This is a genomic window from Pseudoalteromonas ostreae (assembly GCF_018069805.1).
GTDB classification, from domain to species: domain Bacteria; phylum Pseudomonadota; class Gammaproteobacteria; order Enterobacterales; family Alteromonadaceae; genus Pseudoalteromonas; species Pseudoalteromonas ostreae.
This window is the reverse complement of the sequence record NZ_JAGPYN010000003.1, coordinates 233,382-249,061: the sequence shown is the minus strand read 5'-3', so window position 1 is coordinate 249,061 and position 15,680 is coordinate 233,382. Positions and strand designations below refer to the sequence as shown.

The 15,680-nt window shown below is 42.1% G+C and carries 14 protein-coding genes; 9 read left to right on the top strand and 5 right to left on the bottom strand.

The genetic code is table 11. The annotated features are described in order from the left end of the window. Positions 1-203: 203 nt before the first annotated feature. Positions 204-776: an elongation factor P-like protein EfpL gene (efpL, locus tag J7338_RS03750; protein WP_210795736.1), complete on the bottom strand. Its 573-nt coding sequence runs from the start codon at positions 774-776 to the stop codon at positions 204-206. A 203-nt stretch (positions 777-979) separates the two neighbouring features. On the opposite strand from efpL, the gene J7338_RS03745 reads away from it, so the two are divergent. After that, positions 980-1,366 carry an MmcQ/YjbR family DNA-binding protein gene (locus tag J7338_RS03745; protein ID WP_145240364.1) on the top strand — a complete coding sequence of 129 codons (387 nt, stop codon included), beginning with the start codon at positions 980-982 and terminating at the stop codon, positions 1,364-1,366. Positions 1,367-1,419: 53 nt separating this feature from the next. Here J7338_RS03745 and J7338_RS03740 read toward each other — a convergent pair whose 3' ends face one another. The 3 genes from J7338_RS03740 to fadI form a co-directional block, all read right to left on the bottom strand. Then, entirely contained in the window at positions 1,420-1,941 is a 522-nt protein-coding gene (locus J7338_RS03740; protein ID WP_210795734.1) for a GNAT family N-acetyltransferase, read from the bottom strand. Between the two features lie 114 nt (positions 1,942-2,055). Then, entirely contained in the window at positions 2,056-4,356 is a 2,301-nt protein-coding gene (fadJ, locus tag J7338_RS03735; protein WP_210795732.1) for a fatty acid oxidation complex subunit alpha FadJ, read from the bottom strand. Beyond that, the gene (fadI, locus tag J7338_RS03730) at positions 4,356-5,666 is read right to left on the bottom strand and encodes an acetyl-CoA C-acyltransferase FadI (protein WP_145240359.1); all 1,311 of its coding nucleotides are present in this window, start codon (positions 5,664-5,666) and stop codon (positions 4,356-4,358) included. The genes fadJ and fadI overlap by 1 nt, the downstream gene beginning before the upstream one ends. Before the next feature lie 286 nt (positions 5,667-5,952). Here fadI and J7338_RS03725 point away from each other — a divergent pair, with 286 nt between their 5' ends. The 8 genes from J7338_RS03725 (at position 5,953) to J7338_RS03690 (ending at position 14,277) form a co-directional block, all read left to right on the top strand. Then, positions 5,953-6,909: an AAA family ATPase gene (locus J7338_RS03725; RefSeq protein ID WP_064667661.1), complete on the top strand. Its 957-nt coding sequence runs from the start codon at positions 5,953-5,955 to the stop codon at positions 6,907-6,909. Positions 6,910-6,912: 3 nt separating this feature from the next. Further along, positions 6,913-7,857: a DUF58 domain-containing protein gene (locus tag J7338_RS03720; protein WP_210795730.1), complete on the top strand. Its 945-nt coding sequence runs from the start codon at positions 6,913-6,915 to the stop codon at positions 7,855-7,857. A gap of 1 nt (position 7,858) precedes the next feature. Then, a complete protein-coding gene (locus J7338_RS03715; RefSeq protein WP_145240353.1) occupies positions 7,859-8,296 on the top strand; it encodes a DUF4381 domain-containing protein in 438 nt (145 codons plus the stop codon). After that, the gene (locus J7338_RS03710; RefSeq protein ID WP_210795728.1) at positions 8,289-9,275 is read left to right on the top strand and encodes a vWA domain-containing protein; all 987 of its coding nucleotides are present in this window, start codon (positions 8,289-8,291) and stop codon (positions 9,273-9,275) included. Before J7338_RS03715 ends, J7338_RS03710 begins: the two co-directional genes overlap by 8 nt. Next, positions 9,275-11,206: a VWA domain-containing protein gene (locus J7338_RS03705; RefSeq protein ID WP_210795726.1), complete on the top strand. Its 1,932-nt coding sequence runs from the start codon at positions 9,275-9,277 to the stop codon at positions 11,204-11,206. Before J7338_RS03710 ends, J7338_RS03705 begins: the two co-directional genes overlap by 1 nt. Continuing rightward, on the top strand, positions 11,200-12,846 hold the full coding sequence (locus tag J7338_RS03700; RefSeq protein WP_210795724.1) for a BatD family protein: 1,647 nt from the start codon (positions 11,200-11,202) through the stop codon (positions 12,844-12,846). The genes J7338_RS03705 and J7338_RS03700 overlap by 7 nt, the downstream gene beginning before the upstream one ends. Positions 12,847-12,916: 70 nt before the next feature. Beyond that, complete coding sequence (locus J7338_RS03695; RefSeq protein ID WP_210795722.1) at positions 12,917-13,474, top strand: sigma-70 family RNA polymerase sigma factor; 558 nt, start codon at positions 12,917-12,919, stop codon at positions 13,472-13,474. Further along, positions 13,474-14,277, top strand: a complete 804-nt coding sequence (locus J7338_RS03690; RefSeq protein WP_210795720.1) for a DUF3379 family protein — start codon at positions 13,474-13,476, stop codon at positions 14,275-14,277. Before J7338_RS03695 ends, J7338_RS03690 begins: the two co-directional genes overlap by 1 nt. A 133-nt stretch (positions 14,278-14,410) precedes the next feature. Here J7338_RS03690 and J7338_RS03685 read toward each other — a convergent pair whose 3' ends face one another. After that, positions 14,411-15,601, bottom strand: coding sequence for an amino acid aminotransferase (locus J7338_RS03685; RefSeq protein WP_210795718.1), 1,191 nt, complete (start codon positions 15,599-15,601; stop codon positions 14,411-14,413). Positions 15,602-15,680 lie beyond the last annotated feature (79 nt).

The following is a 15,680-nucleotide window of genomic DNA, read 5'->3' as shown; positions in this document are numbered from 1 at the left end:
TTTTAATTGCCTGTGAATACATAACGATAATAGATACTACGCTGAGCAAAAAGTACAAAAGCAGTCTCGTTTTTTCTGTTTGAAAAATGAGCGCGCAGTGTAACTAAAGCATGCTCTAATTTAAAGTGTTGTGGGCAAATAATGAGCATAAATTATAATAATATAAAAACCGACAACAATGTCGGTTTTTATCAAGATGGTACTTACTTTTCAGCACGGCCCATAAATTTATGCTCTGCGGTATTAATACGGATGCGGTCACCTGTAGAAATATGCTCAGGTACTTGAATCGTTAAACCTGTTGACAAACGTGCAGGTTTAGAGCGAGCACTCGCTGATGCACCTTTAATTGAAGGGTCTGTTTCTTCAACCACAAGCTCTACACTTGATGGTAAATCTAATCCCACTGGTGAGCCGTCAATTACAATGACATGCACGCCTTGAGTTTCTTCGTTGACGAATAAAATTTCTTCGCTGATCGCTTCTTTATTAAGATTATATGGCGTGTAATCTTCGTTATCCATAAATACGTATTCTTCACCATCTAAATACGAGAACATTGCTTCACGACGAGTTAAGTCAGCTAGTTTTAACATGTCGCTATCTTTGAATGTTTCATCTACTTTGCTACCAGTTACTACATCGTACAAGCGCATACGATATAAGCTTCCACCAGCACGGCCTTGTGGTACAGAACGAACAATATCTTTAACCACTAAAACGCGGCCATTAAACTCAATCGCAGTACCTTTTTTAACTTCACTTGCCTTTGGCATCAGTGTATTTCCTATAATTTATAAATCCCCAGAAACATACCACGAACTGGGTTTTCTTCAATAAGAAAATATCACATACCGCTGTTTTTCTCGTAGGGCCTGTATTTACTCATAAATTTTACCTATTAATCGATTTTTCATGACTAAACTACGAAAAAGCTGCTATGGTTAAACTACCCAAAAATGACTTCAAGGACTGGATCATGGATCAGCACACGGCACATGAGTATTTAGCAAAAAAACCTCTGGTTATGGTTACCCAACCCTTCGGCCAAGAAGTTGATGTATATAAAGTAAACCATAAAATGTTTGCCACTTTATCGGTCGGCAACGAAGGAGAAACTGACGAAGACGGTAACCCAATTTGGTGGATGAATTTAAAATGCGACCCTGATGAGGCGCAATCACTGCGTGATATTTTTCCTTCAGTGATCCCAGGCTATCATATGAATAAGCGGTTATGGAATACTGTTATTCTAGATGGCTCAATCCCGCAAGGTGAAATTGAACGTATGATTGATAATTCATTTAATTTAGTGGTTGCCAATATGCCGGAAAAAGATCGTAAAGCAATTGAAATTCATATGTAAGTCAAAGTTTTAATGTTGTACTGCTCAAGCTACTTGCTCAGTACAACTTAGCCTTACTCAGTACACGTTAGTAAAAAATGATGATCATCAAACAACACTCCACCAATTTCGTAAGCTAATGGTTCAACCCTGACTAACTTAAAACCACATTTTGCGAGTACTTTTTCAGAGCCAATATTACCTGCGCTAACCACCGCCTTTATTAACTGAATATTAAACTTCCTTCTCGACCATGTTAAAAATGCATCGAGTGATTCCGTAGCATAGCCACGGCCATAAAACTCAGGCAATAATAAGTAACCTACTTCTTGTGTATCTGCCAATTGCGATGCGGTAAAGCCCGTTACGCCAACTTGCTTGCCGCTACCACTCTCGCTAATAACCATACATAAAGGTTGATTTGAATTTGGCTGCCACGGCTTTAAACGCTCATTAAATTTTGCACGTATTTGCGCCTCAGATGGCTTATCAAAACACTTCTCGATCACTTGAGAGTCATTATGCAATGTAAAGAACAGCGGCCAGTCAGCAGCCGTGAGTAACCTCAGGGTAAGTCTAGCTGTTGTGAGTATCATAATAACCTTCCTTAGTCGTCCGTTTTTTAATCGTGAGTATGGTGTCTATAAAAGCAATAAGTATAAAAAAACGCACTGTAATAAGTGCGTTTTATCAAAAATAAAGTCAAATGACTATTTATTTTCTTTTGTACTCTCAACAGTATCAGTTACTGCAACTTTTTCAGTCTCAGTTGCTGACTCGTGCGTATTTTGCTCTTCAAACTGTTCGCTATCAGTGTCACTGGTTGCGATCGTTATGCTTTGCGCGGCGGTTACTTCCTCTTGCTCATCAAGCTCTGCTGCAGGTTTAGCCTGTTGCACAGGTGTTAGCTGATAAAAGCTTGCACCAGCATCAGCCATCGCAACTAAAGCTGCACACGGCGCAAATACCGGATTAAAATTAGCAAAAGTAGCCATTTCTGAGCTTACTTTGTTTGCGCCAAGTTTATCCATATAGCTGAATGGACCACCTAAAAATGGCGGGAAGCCAATACCAAAGATTGCGCCAATATCACCATCACGAGGACTGGCAATAATGCCTTCGTCTAAACAGCGGGCAGCTTCGTTAAGCATTTGTGCCACACAACGTTTAGCAATTTCGCTTTTATTTAAACGCGGTGATGGGCTCACGCCGAGTAATTCGTAAACTGATTCGTCTACTTTTTTAGCTTTCTTATCATGAAGATAAAAACCACGGCCAGTCTTACGGCCTAAGCGTTTGGCATCAATTAAACGTGAAAACGCATCGGGTGCTTTAAAACGATCACCGAGTTCTTTTTCAAGAATTGGCGCAATCTTAGAGCCGATATCAATGCCGACTTCGTCTAATAATGCTAATGGTCCAACAGGGAAACCAAACTCAACGAGTGCCGCATCAATCTTTTCAATTGGCTCACCTGCCAGTAATAAGTTAGCCGCTTCATTCACATAAGGCGCTAAAATACGGTTAACGTAAAAGCCTGCGCTATCTTTAACAACGATTGGGGTTTTACCTTGCTTACGGGCAAAGTTTACAATCCGCGCGATGGTCTCTTCTGAGGTGCCTTGGTGTGGAATAATTTCAACCAATGGCATTTTCTCAACTGGTGAGAAATAATGTAAGCCAATTACATTCTCTGGACGGGCAGCTTCTGCCGCAATTTGTGAGATAGGCAATGATGACGTGTTACTAGCAAAAATTGTGTTTGCTTGGCATTCACGTTCTACATCTGCCACCATACCTTGCTTAAGACTTAGGTCTTCAAATACCGCTTCAATCACTAAATCAATGTGTTTAAAACCACTGTAGTTAGTTGTACCAGTAATTCGGTTCATAGTTTGTTGCTGTTCAGCCTTAGATAAAATACGGCGCTTTTGCTTTTTATCTAAAATTTTATAGCTGTAATTCATGGCATTACTTATGCCTTGCTCTGCAACATCTTTGATACGAACTGATACACCGGCTTTTACAGCACTCACATGGGCAATACCTGCGCCCATTAAACCACCGCCTAGTACGGCTGTTTTAGTGATTGCTGGAGCGTCGTCGTTGCGCCACTCTTTTTTCATTTCAGTGGTGGCAAAAAATATCCCACGTAATGACTTTGATTCGCTGCTCATTACTAAAGTAGCAAAACCTTCCGCTTCTGTTTTATAAGCTTTTAGTTCATCCAGCTCAACACTTGCGCGTATTGCTTTGATAATAGCCAACGGCGCAGGATAATGACCACCGGTTTTTTTCAGTACATTTTCTTGTGCTTTTTTAAAGATCAAGTTTCGGCCAAACGGATTCGATTCTAATAATTGGCTAATACGATCAAGCTTAGGCTTGGCCGCTTTAGCTTTGCCTTTTGAAGCAAATTCTTTTGCTACTTTTAGCAATACGGTCTGTGGTACACAATCATCTACCAAACCCGATTTTTTAGCTTGTTTAGCGCGAATTTGTTTACCCGTTAACGTCCACTCAAGGGCTTTTTGCAAACCAACCAGTTTAGGTAAGCGTTGCGTTCCACCACCACCGGGTAATAAACCAAGTTGTACTTCAGGTAAGCCAAGTTTAGTGATATCACTGTCTGTACATACGCGATAATCGCACGCCAAGGCAAATTCTAAACCACCACCCAATGCCGCACCATGAATGGCACTAACAGTTGGAAATGGCAGTTTTTTCATATCAAAAAATGCACGGTGGCATAATTCGCTGATCGCCAGTGCATCATCACGACTTTGCACGTTATCAAGCATTTTTACATCAGCACCAGCAATAAAGTTATCGCTTTTACCACTAATGAATACCATGCCCTTCACTGACTGCTGTTTTGCGTCATCAAGCAGTGCTTTTAAATCATCGGCAAAAGTGTCGCGCAGGGTATTCATTTTTTCGCCCGGCACATCAATGGTGACAACGGCAATACCGCTATCATCAACGTCTAAATTAAATACTGACTGTGTCATTACGCACTCTCCAATACAAAGGCTGCACCTAAGCCACCTGCGGCACACGCAGTTGTCAGTGCTAAGCCACCGCCACGGCGGTTGAGTTCATGTAAACTTTGGGTGATAAGTCGTGCGCCAGTGGCTGCAAATGGATGACCATATGCAAGCGAACCGCCTAAAACGTTAAACTTATCCATGTTAATTTCACCAATCGCTTTGCTGCGACCGAGTTTTTCTTGCGCAAACTTATCTGAGGCAAACATTTTCATGTTCGCTAGCGTTTGCGCTGCAAAGGCTTCGTGCATTTCAATTAAATCAAGATCGGCAAGCGTTATGCCAGCTCTCGCTAAGGCAACTGGCGTTGAATGAGCCGGCCCCATTAGCATGTCTTCATTCACACCAATGGCAGAGAATGCAAAGCTACGTACATAACCTAAAATGTTATAGCCTAATGCTTTGGCTTTACTTTCGCTCATCATTAATACCGCTGCTGCACCATCGGTTAGCGGTGTTGAGTTTGCAGCAGTGACTGAGCCATGCTGACGGTCAAACGCTGGTTTTAATTTAGCGTACCCTTCAACCGTTGAATTATGGCGAATATTATTATCTTGCTCGATAAAACTTTTATACGGCGGTAAATGTGCAGTCATCACTTCATCAGCAAGTTTACCATCTGCCCATGCTTGACTGGCAAGTGTATGTGAACGATGAGCTAAGGCATCTTGATCTTCACGGCTAATACTGTGAGTTTTTGCCATCTGCTCGGCAGTTTGACCCATAGATAAACCAGTTGAATATTCTGCAACCGCAGGCGGTACTGGTAATAAATCTTTTAAACGCAGCTTAGAGAATATTTTTAAGCGCTGACCTAAGGTACGTGCTTTATTAAGATCAACAAGGCTACCGGCTAATTTTTTACTTACGCCGATTGGCAATACCGATGACGAGTCTGCACCACCAGCAATACCCACTTGCACCGAACCTGCCATGATTGATTCAGCCACATTAGCAATCGCCTGAAAACTAGTAGCGCAAGCACGTGATACGGAGTACGCATCAACAGATACTGGCATGCCAGTACCCAATACGATTTCGCGGGCAATGTTTGGCGCTTCTGGCATTTGTACTACTTGACCAAACACTAATTGATCAATTTCAGATTTATCAAAGTTAAGGCGTTCAAGCATTTCGTTAACGACTAACTTCCCCATATCAAGGGCTGGTACATGATGAAATGCAGTTGCTTGTTTAGCAAATGGCGTACGTAGACCACTGACGATGGCAATACGATCGCCCTTTGCTGTTTTTAGTATATTTTGCTCAGACATTAATGCTCTCCCGCTGACAGGTCTGACCTGTTTATTTTCCTCGATTCTAAACAACCCGTGTACTAAAGCCAATAGCGAAATTGAAAATAGTATAATTAGTTACCAACCATAGGCTTTTTCTAACCTATTTACAAAAAATACTGCGCTTTCTATGCTAGGGTAAAAATCGTTAAAAAATAACGAACTATTTTGAAAACTTGAGTCTAACACTTGTGTTATAGAACAATAATCCCAATAACCATTAAAGCTTTTTATAAACCTTGCAAATCAGGACAGTTTTTTTACTATGGCCACTAACGTATTTTCACAATTAAAAACTTATTTAGATAGCCAAATTATTGGCCAGCCAGAATTAACGCAAGCACTACTTATTGCTATTTTAGCCGATGGTCACTTATTAGTGGAAGGCCCTCCAGGGCTTGCTAAAACTCGCGCAGTAAATGCATTAGCCAAAGGCGTTGAAGGCTCATTCCAACGCGTACAGTTTACCCCCGATCTATTACCTGCTGACGTAACTGGTACTGATATTTATCGCCAACAGACCAGCGAATTCGTTTTTGAAAAAGGCCCGCTATTTCATAACCTTATTTTAGCCGACGAAATTAACCGTGCCCCAGCTAAAGTGCAATCAGCCTTATTAGAAGCCATGGCTGAGCGCCAAGTCACGGTTGGTAAAAACACTTATCCGTTGTCGGATTTATTTATGGTGATGGCAACCCAAAATCCACTGGAGCAAGAAGGAACTTACCCGCTACCTGAGGCGCAATTAGACCGTTTTTTACTCCACCTAAGCATCGATTATCCAGGCGCCGAGCATGAGCTTGATATTTTACGCCTTACCCGTGGCGAAGCGTTGAGCGAGCATCAAGCACCAGCACAACAAATTAGTCAAAGCGATTTATTTGCCTCTCGCAAAGCAATTTTAGGGCTGTATTTAGCCGAGCCACTTGAGCAATATTTAGTGCAACTTATTATTGCAACGCGTGAAGGCGCAAAACTAGACGCCCAATTAGGCAGCTGGATTGAATATGGCGCAAGTCCGCGTGCCACCATCGCATTAGATAAATGTGCCCGTGCTCATGCATGGTTACAAGGTCGTGACTTTGTTGCTCCAGATGATATTCAAGCTGTGTTACATAATGTTCTGCGTCATCGCATTATTTTAAGTTATGAAGCACAAGCCGATGGCGTTACTAAAGATCAAGTCATTAGCCGTATTTTAGAACTTGTTGCCGTGCCATAAACCATGCAAAGCCAATTAGATAACCAACAGTGGCTCAGCCTAAGTCATAGCCATGGGGTCGACTTAGGCTTGAAAGAGCTGATGTATTATAAAGCGAAAGCTCGCTTATTAGAGCTTGCGCCAAAAGTTAAAATTAGAAATAGCCTGACCGGCCAATATCTCGCGCCTCATAAAGGCCGTGGTATGGAGTTTGCTGAAGTACGCCATTATCAACAAGGCGATGATATTCGCTCAATTGATTGGCGCGTTACAGCACGTACTGGCGAAACACACACTAAGTTGTTTCAAGAGGAAAAAGAACGGCCAGTGTTTGTGTTTACTGACTTTTCTAATTCAATGCTGTTTGGCTCAAAGCTATTACTTAAATCTGTGCAAGCAGCGCATATCAGTGCCTTGGTTGCGTGGTCAGCGTGCCAACGCGGCGATCGCATCGGTGGCATAGTGTTTAATCAACACGGTCATTTAGAGCTCAAGCCCAGCGCCCGCGAAAAAGCAGTGTTAAAACTATGCCACAATTTGTGTAATAACCACCAGCAAGCACTCGCGCAGATTGATGAACCCGCAGACAATAAACTCAGTGATAACCTAAAACGTTTGAATCATTTAGCCAAGCCTGGCAGCTTAGTCTATTTAGTGTCTGATTTTAGCGCCCTTGATGATGCCAGTTTTAAACAACTCGAAATACTGAGTCGACATTGTGAACTGATCGGCTGCCATATTAGCGACCCATTTGAGCATCAGCTACCGGCGTTTAAACAAACAATCACGGTTAGCGCCAACGGCAGTGACTTTGCGTTACCGCTGATGGATAAAAGTTTTCGTGATAAATTTGCTAAAACTGCTGAGCAAGCATTTACCACACGAATGCAACGCTTAACTAAATCGGGCCTTAATTTAATATCATTCAATGCAGCCACACCTCTTGAGCTGCAATTAGTGAGAAAGTAATATGCAAACCTCTCCATTAGCTGGCCTCCATGATGTGATTGTGCCAAGCCATGTTTCTTGGTGGCCTTTAGCACCTATTTGGTGGCTCATCATTGTGGTGTTACTCGTAACTGTAAGCTTTATAAGTTACCAGTTGTACCGGGCACGGCAGTTTAAAAAAGCTAAACGCCAAGCTATTTCCCTCAGTGAACAACACGCAGAAGATGCCCAGCAACTACATATTTTAATTAAACGCCTAGTTTTACACTATTATCAGCAAAGTGCTGCATCACAAGGCACAAAACAATGGTGTATTACTCTAAATAAGCTGACCGGACAACAATTTACTGAACACGAACTAATGAGCCTTTATCAATCACAAAGCAATCAAACTGCGCTGGCACAGAAATTAAAACTCGCCATTGTGCAATTTAAATTAAAGGAGCCGCTGAATGTTTGAATTTAGCTGGCCTTGGTTATTTGTATTATTACCGCTGCCTTGGTTGTTGCGCTTATTTAAGCCAGTGCACAGTGAAGGCAATACCCGCTTACGTATTCCAAGCTTCGCCAAACACAATTTAGGCGCGCAAGTTGTCCAGCAACAGGCGCGTGGTATTAGTATATTTGAATGGTTGGTTTGGTTGCTTTTAGTCATCGCTTTAGCTAACCCAACCTGGCTTGATGAGCCAATTACCTTACCTAACGAAGGCCGCGATATCATGCTAGCTGTGGATTTGTCAGGCTCAATGACCGAGCAAGATATGGCTTATCAGGGCCAATATGTTGACCGTTTAACTATGGTAAAAGCGGTATTAAGTGACTTTATTGAACAACGTCAAGGCGACCGTTTAGGGCTGATTTTATTTGGTGATACGGCATTTTTACAAACACCACTAACGCGAGACGTTAAAACCGTAAGCCAAATGCTATCAGAAGCGCAAATAGGCTTGGTTGGCCGTGCCACCGCCATTGGCGATGCGCTGGGCTTATCAGTAAAACGTTTTGCCAGTAAAGATGAAAGCAATCGCATTGTGGTGTTATTAACAGATGGTCAAAACACCGCTGGTAACTTAGATCCAGAAGAAGCCCTACTGCTTGCCCGCGAAGAAGGCATTAAAGTGTATACCATCGGCGTAGGCTCTGATAATCCGCGTGGCTTTAGCTTATTTAATATGGGTGGTATGAGCGGAGGTAGTTTAGATGAAACCCTGCTAAAACGCATTGCCGAACAAACTGGCGGCCTTTATTTTCGCGCAAAAGACGTTGCCGGCTTACAACAAATTTATCAAGAACTTGATAAACTTGAGCCGATCAGCGCTGATGAGCAAACCTTTCGCCCACAAAGTGCGTTATTTTACTTCCCTTTATTAATTGCACTGACTTTGATTGGTCTGCGCGTTATGTTTATCAGTGCAAAAGCATTAAGACAGGAGGCCTAATGGACTTTGAATTTATCCGCCCGACCGTATTGTGGTTATTAGTTCCTGTGTGTTTAGTGTTTACTATTGCAATGATAAAGCACAAGAAAACCAGCCAAGGTGAATTAATAGCAGCTCACTTAGCAAAATTTGTGATCAACACCAACAACCAAAAAAACACGCAACCCATGTGGCTAATTGCCCTCTTTGCAGTGTTAGCCGTCATTTTTAGCGCAGGGCCCAGTTTTGAAGAAAAACAAGTGCCGGTATTTCAAAGCAAAAATGCCCGCGTAATTGTGATGGATATGTCGCTATCGATGTACAGCACGGATATTGCGCCCAGTCGTTTAGTGCAAGCGCGCTTCAAAGCGCTGGATATGATCAAACTATTTAAAGAAGGCGATACTGCGTTAGTGGCCTATGCAGGCACTGCTTATACCATTTCGCCGCTAACCAATGATGCCGCCACGCTTGAAAACCTGATCCCAAGTTTAAGCCCAGATATCATGCCTGATAAAGGCTCCAACGTACTTGCTGGGCTTGATGCTGCAAAAGAGTTATTAACACAAGCCGGATACCTCGAAGGCGAGATTATCTTAGTAACAGATGGTATTGAACAAAGTGAGCAACAAGATATCAGCCAATTTACAGACGCTAACCCTTATCGATTAAACATTTATGGTATCGGAACAGAGCAAGGCGCCCCAATTAAACTTCCTGAAGGTGGGTTTTTAAAAGATAGTTACGGGCAAATTGTGGTGCCCACCATCAACATCAGTATGCTTAATAGTCTAGCAAGAAACAGTGGCGGTAAATTTGCGACTTATCAACCGAGTGCCCGCGATATTCAAATTTTTGCACCCAGTGCAAATAGTGAAATGCTGAAAAATGAAAAACAAAGTCAAGCGCTCTGGCGTATTGATGCGGGGATTTATGGCTTGTTTATTTTACTGCCAATGATGCTGTGGATTTTTCGCCGAGGAGCTTTTGCAGCTGCATTTTTAGTGGTGAGCTTTTTACCGCAACACAATGCTTATGCAGTAGAGCTGCCTTCGGTATTTAAAAATCAAGATCAACGTGCGCTGGACGCTTATCAACAAGGTGAATATGAGCAAGCTGCCACAGCAGATTCTAGTCAACTAAAAGGCGCTGCGCTTTACCAGCAAGGTAATTTTGATGCTGCATTGGCACAATTTAGCCAAGATAAAAGCGCCACTGGTTTATATAATTACGGTAATGCACTAGCAAAGGCAGGCAAGCTCGACGAAGCAATTGCCGCCTATCAGCAAGCACAAACTTTGCAAGACGACTTTACCCAAGCAAAAGAAAATCAGGCACTTGTTGAGCAGTTGAAAAATCAACAGCAACAGCAGCAAAATCAACAAGGCCAAGACGGCGAACAAAACCAAGATCAAGACCAAAAAAGCCAAGATGGTGAACAAGGTCAAGATCAGCAAAATAAAGACAAGTCACAGCAAGGTGAGCAGCCAAATCAGGATCAGCAATCTCAACAAGGCGATGAATCTGAGCAAAGTGATGAACAGCAGACTGATGATAAACAGCAAGATGGCAAACCATCTGATCAACAAACTGACAAGCAAAACGATCCACAAATGGAGGCTGAACCTCAGCAAGGTGATAAAACTGATGAGCAACAGCAACAAGATGCGCAAACCGAGCCCAAAGATGACTCTGCAAACGATGATAAGCAGCCGCAGCCACAAATGACTCCTGAGCAACAGCAACAAGCTGAAGAAGCGGCAAAGCGGCAAGCTATGCAAGCACAAACCGCAGAGCTTACCAACGAAGAAAAAGAGAAAGCGCAGCAGCTTAGTCAGTTATTGCGAAAAGTACCCGATGATCCCGCAATCCTGTTACGTAACAAAATGCAATTAGAAGCCCAAAAACGAAACAATCAACGCCGTCCACAAGGAGTCGAAAAATCATGGTAATGCGATTAATCTGTTGTTTATTGCTTATCAGCGCTATGCCCTCGTGGGCTGTTACGCAATTACAAGCCAGTGTTGATAAAAACCCGGTACTAGCGGGTGAATTTTTTATGCTCAATATCAGTGCAGATGACACTATAAAAAATGATCAACCTGATACTTCAGTCCTGTTAAAAGACTTCGTGGTTGGCCGCACCAGTGTCAGCACTCGCACAAACATTATTAATGGTAGTATTTCAAAAGAAACCACCTGGTCTATTAAACTTATGACCCGCACTGCCGGGGATTATACAATCCCAGCATTTAGTGTAGCTGGTGTTAGCTCTGCGCCCATTGCATTAAAAGTGGCTGAACGTAGTAAAGATGCGCAGCAAAACAACGATATTTTTATTAAAGCATCGCTTTCAAGTGACAGCCTATTTGTTCAAGAGGCAGGGCTTTACACGGTAAAGCTATATCTTGCCAAAGAGTTACTTGATGGTAATTTAAGTGCCCCCGCTATGCCCGATGCACAGCTAAGTCAAATCGGCAAGCAGACTGAAAACTATGAACTTGTTGATGGTAAGCGTTACTTAGTGATCACTCGCGAGTATTTAGTACAGCCCCAAAAAAGTGGTAGTTACACGATTCAAGCACCAACTTTTCAAGGTCGAATTCGCCAAGACTATCGCCAATTAGATGTATCTGCACTGGGTGATAATGTCGATATTGAAATTAAACCGATACCAAGTGACTACCAAGGTGCATGGCTACCTAGTGAATTAGTTAATTTAGATGAGCAATGGCAACCCGCTGACGACACAGTAGAAGTGGGTACACCTATTACGCGAACGCTGACCTTAACTGCACTTGGTATCACCAAAGAGCAACTACCTGATATTGAACTGCCTGAAATCAAAGGTATTCGCAGTTACCCAGATGAAAAAGAAAATAATCACTTGGTTCGCGATGGTCGGGTAATATCACAACAAACAGCCTCGTACGCTTTGTTACCGCAAATGCCAGGCACTTATACACTGCCAGAGGTAAGTGTGCCTTGGTATAACACCAAGATTAACCGGATCAGTTATGCAACATTACCAGCTCGTACTATTACAGTAATACCTAGTAGCGCAAGCACTCCAGCAGCGGTTGCTGCGCAGCCACTTACGCCATCACAAAACGTAACAACAGATACTGCAGCAATCGGTTATCAAGCAACGCCGATAAATCAGTATCCGCTATGGTTAATTATTGTCAGTGTGATTGGTTATTTATTATGGTTTATTACCTTGATTTTATGGTGGCGCAGTCAATCTCAGCGCAGCTTGATGCAAGCAAAGCCGACGGTAACCCATAGTGATTCATCAATTTCATTAGATGAATTAAAAAAACACGCTAAAAGCAATAATGTAAGTGCCTTTTATCAGGCGCTAAATCGTTACGCAATGCACTTAACAAAACAATCGAGCGGTGCAATAGATAAGCTTGAACAACTAGCTGATAATGCACAGCTTAGTCAACATATTGCTAAACTACGGGCTGCACTCTATAGTCCTAATGATACAGATGTTGATTTGATGGCGATAGTCGGCATGTTAGAAGAGCAACGTAAAGTACAAAACAAATCACAACAAGCTGTATTAAAAGGACTATATAAATAGAGTTTAAGTGACGGGGAGCAATCCCCGCGCTCAAATAGTAAATAACTTAAAATAAATAATAAAAGTGCTTATGCTTGGAAATGAAAACTCTAAAAGTCAGGTCTTAGTTGATATGGCAGAGAAAAAAACACGCTATGAAAAACTTGTTCATATTTATCATAGCGAATTATATCGCTTTGCTTATTGGCTCTGCCGCGACCCTAATATTGCCGAAGATCTTGTCCAAGAAACATTTTTACGTGCTTGGCGATCTCTGGATTCATTATTAGATCAAAAAGCAGCTAAGCCATGGCTATTGACGATTTTACGCCGGGAAAATGCCCGTCGTTTTGAACGCAAACAATTTGATTATAGCGATGTTGAAAACGACACCTTAGTTGACGAAAAAAGCGTCACCTTGGATGACGAAATGGAACAAACAGTGATCCAACGTCAAATCGCTAAGTTACCTGATGAATACCGCGAGCCATTATTATTACAAGTCGTTATGGGCTGCTCCGGTGAAGAGATAGCAGAAATATTAGATTTAAATAAAAACACGGTTATGACGCGTTTATACCGCGCCAGAAACCAGTTAAAAGAGGCATTGAGCCGTGATGATGAACAACTTAAAGGGGCATCAAATTAATGGATGATCTCGAGTTTCGTCGCCGAATTAGCGCACAGCCAAACAGCACAGATAAGGAGCTTGTGGAGTTTGCAGAGCAACACTCTGAGCGACAAGAATTTATTAATGATATGCAGGCCTTTGATTTAGATCTTGCCAATGCACTTGACGTACCGGTGCCAGCAGGTCTTGCCGAGCGTATTTTGGCAAACACCGCAGCGCATGCACAAAACGAGTCGCTCACAACTGAGCAAGTCAACCAAGCACCAGCTGATACCAGCGCACAAACACCGCCACAACAAAAAGATAATCTAATTGAGGCAAGTACACGTTTTAAACGTGCACGTTTACCACTTGCCATGGCAGCCTCAGTATTGGTGGCTGTGGGGGCATTTTTATTTAGCAGCGAACAAAATGTCGCGTACGCAGCTGGCGAACATGCACTTGCTCATGTTTACTATGAAATTAATTCGCTGCAAAAGACCGAAGCAATCAGCTTAGCAACGGTAAATGAAAAATTTGCTGTGTTAGGTGGCCATTTAGATGAATTGCCAGGTAAAGTGACTTACTTAATGTTTTGTGACTTTAAAGGCCAAAAGGGATTGCACCTAGTTTTTGAATCAGATTATGGCCCGATGACGGTATTTATAGTGCCATCAAAACAGCAATCGTTTGGCATCGGCGACAATGATTTTCAAGACGATCGTTTTGAAGGCCATATTAATCGTGGCGCTGACGCAGATACTATTTTAGTAGCAAGTCTTGGTGCGCCATTAGAAAATTACAATGATCGTATCAATGGTGCGATCCGCTGGTTAAATTAACCTTCCCTTTGCATTGTCGTTATTATCACGGCAATGCAATTTAATTGACGCGTACTTCTAGGTTAAAAAATAAAACCGCACAACAATAAGTTAGTGCGGTTTTTTTATTTTAATAAACGCTATTTAAGTAAAATTACTTACAAACGTCTGCAACAGCATTTGCAAAGTAATCGATATTAGCTTGACTGATACCTGCTACGTTAACGCGGCTTGAACCAACAATGTAGATACCGTATTCTTTTTGCAGGCGCTCAATTTGCTCTTTATTAATACCTAAGAAAGAAAACATACCGTGTTGACGGTCAATAAATGAGAAATCTTGAGCAATCTCTTTTGCCGCTAGGCTGTCTTTGATCAAAGTACGTAGGCTATTGATACGGTTACGCATTTCATCAAGTTCACTGTGCCACTGCTGTGTCAGTTCAGTGCTGCTTAAAATAGTGTTCACAATATCAGCACCGTGGGCTGGTGGCATTGAATAGATACTACGTACCACACTTAACAATACTGAGTTTGAAATATCAGCTGTTGCGCTGTCTTTCGCAATGATTGAACATGCACCAATACGCTCACGGTATAAACCAAAGTTTTTCGAACATGACGAACAAATGATCAGCTCATCAACTGCATTGGCTAAAATACGTAAACCATTTGCATCTTCTTCCAGGCTTGAACCAAAACCTTGATATGCAATATCAACCAGTGGGGTAAAGCCAACATCTTTTGCCAGTTCTGCAACTGTGTTCCACTGCGTTTCGTTTAAGTCCATACCACTTGGGTTATGACAACATGCGTGCAGTAATACCACATCACCTTTGGGCACTTGGGTAAGGGTTTCGATCATTTCATCAAATAATAAGTCTTTGTTTTCATAATCGTAGTACGGGTATTCTTTAACTGTTAGGCCAGCGGCTTCAAACAAGCTAATGTGGTTTGCCCAAGTAGGATTAGTAACCCATACTGTCGCACCTGGATTACAGCGAACGATAAATTCAGCTGCAACACGCAGTGCACCTGTACCGCCTGGTGCTTGTGCTGTACGAACACGATTAGCTAATAACGCTTGGTGCTCACCTAATAATAGGTTTTCCATTTTTTGGCAGTAATCTAAGTTACCCGCCAAACCAATGTATGATTTGCTAGTTTCGTTTTCAAGTCGGAACGCTTCAGCTTTTTTAACTGCTTTTAATACCGGCGTATTACCGAATTCGTCTTTATAAACACCAACCCCTAAGTCAATCTTATTTGGGTTAGTATCTTGCTTATAGGCCGCCATAAGGCCAAGAATAGGATCAGTGGGTAATGGTTTTAATACTGAGAACATTGACTATCTCTTTCATTATTTAGGGGTTAGCTGTTGTACTTAGCTTAACATAAAAGCTCACTAGATTGGCTAGTGTTAT

What these genes read in the sequence shown, in the direction of transcription:
- J7338_RS03700 (WP_210795724.1), top strand. Translation starts at nt 11,200, where the DNA reads ATGGTAATGCGATTAATCTGTTGTTTATTGCTTATCAGCGCTATGCCC.
- fadJ (WP_210795732.1), bottom strand. Translation starts at nt 4,356, where the DNA reads ATGACACAGTCAGTATTTAATTTAGACGTTGATGATAGCGGTATTGCC.
- J7338_RS03705 (WP_210795726.1), top strand. Translation starts at nt 9,275, where the DNA reads ATGGACTTTGAATTTATCCGCCCGACCGTATTGTGGTTATTAGTTCCT.
- J7338_RS03715 (WP_145240353.1), top strand. Translation starts at nt 7,859, where the DNA reads ATGCAAACCTCTCCATTAGCTGGCCTCCATGATGTGATTGTGCCAAGC.
- fadI (WP_145240359.1), bottom strand. Translation starts at nt 5,666, where the DNA reads ATGTCTGAGCAAAATATACTAAAAACAGCAAAGGGCGATCGTATTGCC.
- J7338_RS03685 (WP_210795718.1), bottom strand. Translation starts at nt 15,601, where the DNA reads ATGTTCTCAGTATTAAAACCATTACCCACTGATCCTATTCTTGGCCTT.
- J7338_RS03720 (WP_210795730.1), top strand. Translation starts at nt 6,913, where the DNA reads ATGCAAAGCCAATTAGATAACCAACAGTGGCTCAGCCTAAGTCATAGC.
- J7338_RS03740 (WP_210795734.1), bottom strand. Translation starts at nt 1,941, where the DNA reads ATGATACTCACAACAGCTAGACTTACCCTGAGGTTACTCACGGCTGCT.
- J7338_RS03745 (WP_145240364.1), top strand. Translation starts at nt 980, where the DNA reads ATGGATCAGCACACGGCACATGAGTATTTAGCAAAAAAACCTCTGGTT.
- J7338_RS03695 (WP_210795722.1), top strand. Translation starts at nt 12,917, where the DNA reads ATGCTTGGAAATGAAAACTCTAAAAGTCAGGTCTTAGTTGATATGGCA.
- J7338_RS03690 (WP_210795720.1), top strand. Translation starts at nt 13,474, where the DNA reads ATGGATGATCTCGAGTTTCGTCGCCGAATTAGCGCACAGCCAAACAGC.
- J7338_RS03725 (WP_064667661.1), top strand. Translation starts at nt 5,953, where the DNA reads ATGGCCACTAACGTATTTTCACAATTAAAAACTTATTTAGATAGCCAA.
- efpL (WP_210795736.1), bottom strand. Translation starts at nt 776, where the DNA reads ATGCCAAAGGCAAGTGAAGTTAAAAAAGGTACTGCGATTGAGTTTAAT.
- J7338_RS03710 (WP_210795728.1), top strand. Translation starts at nt 8,289, where the DNA reads ATGTTTGAATTTAGCTGGCCTTGGTTATTTGTATTATTACCGCTGCCT.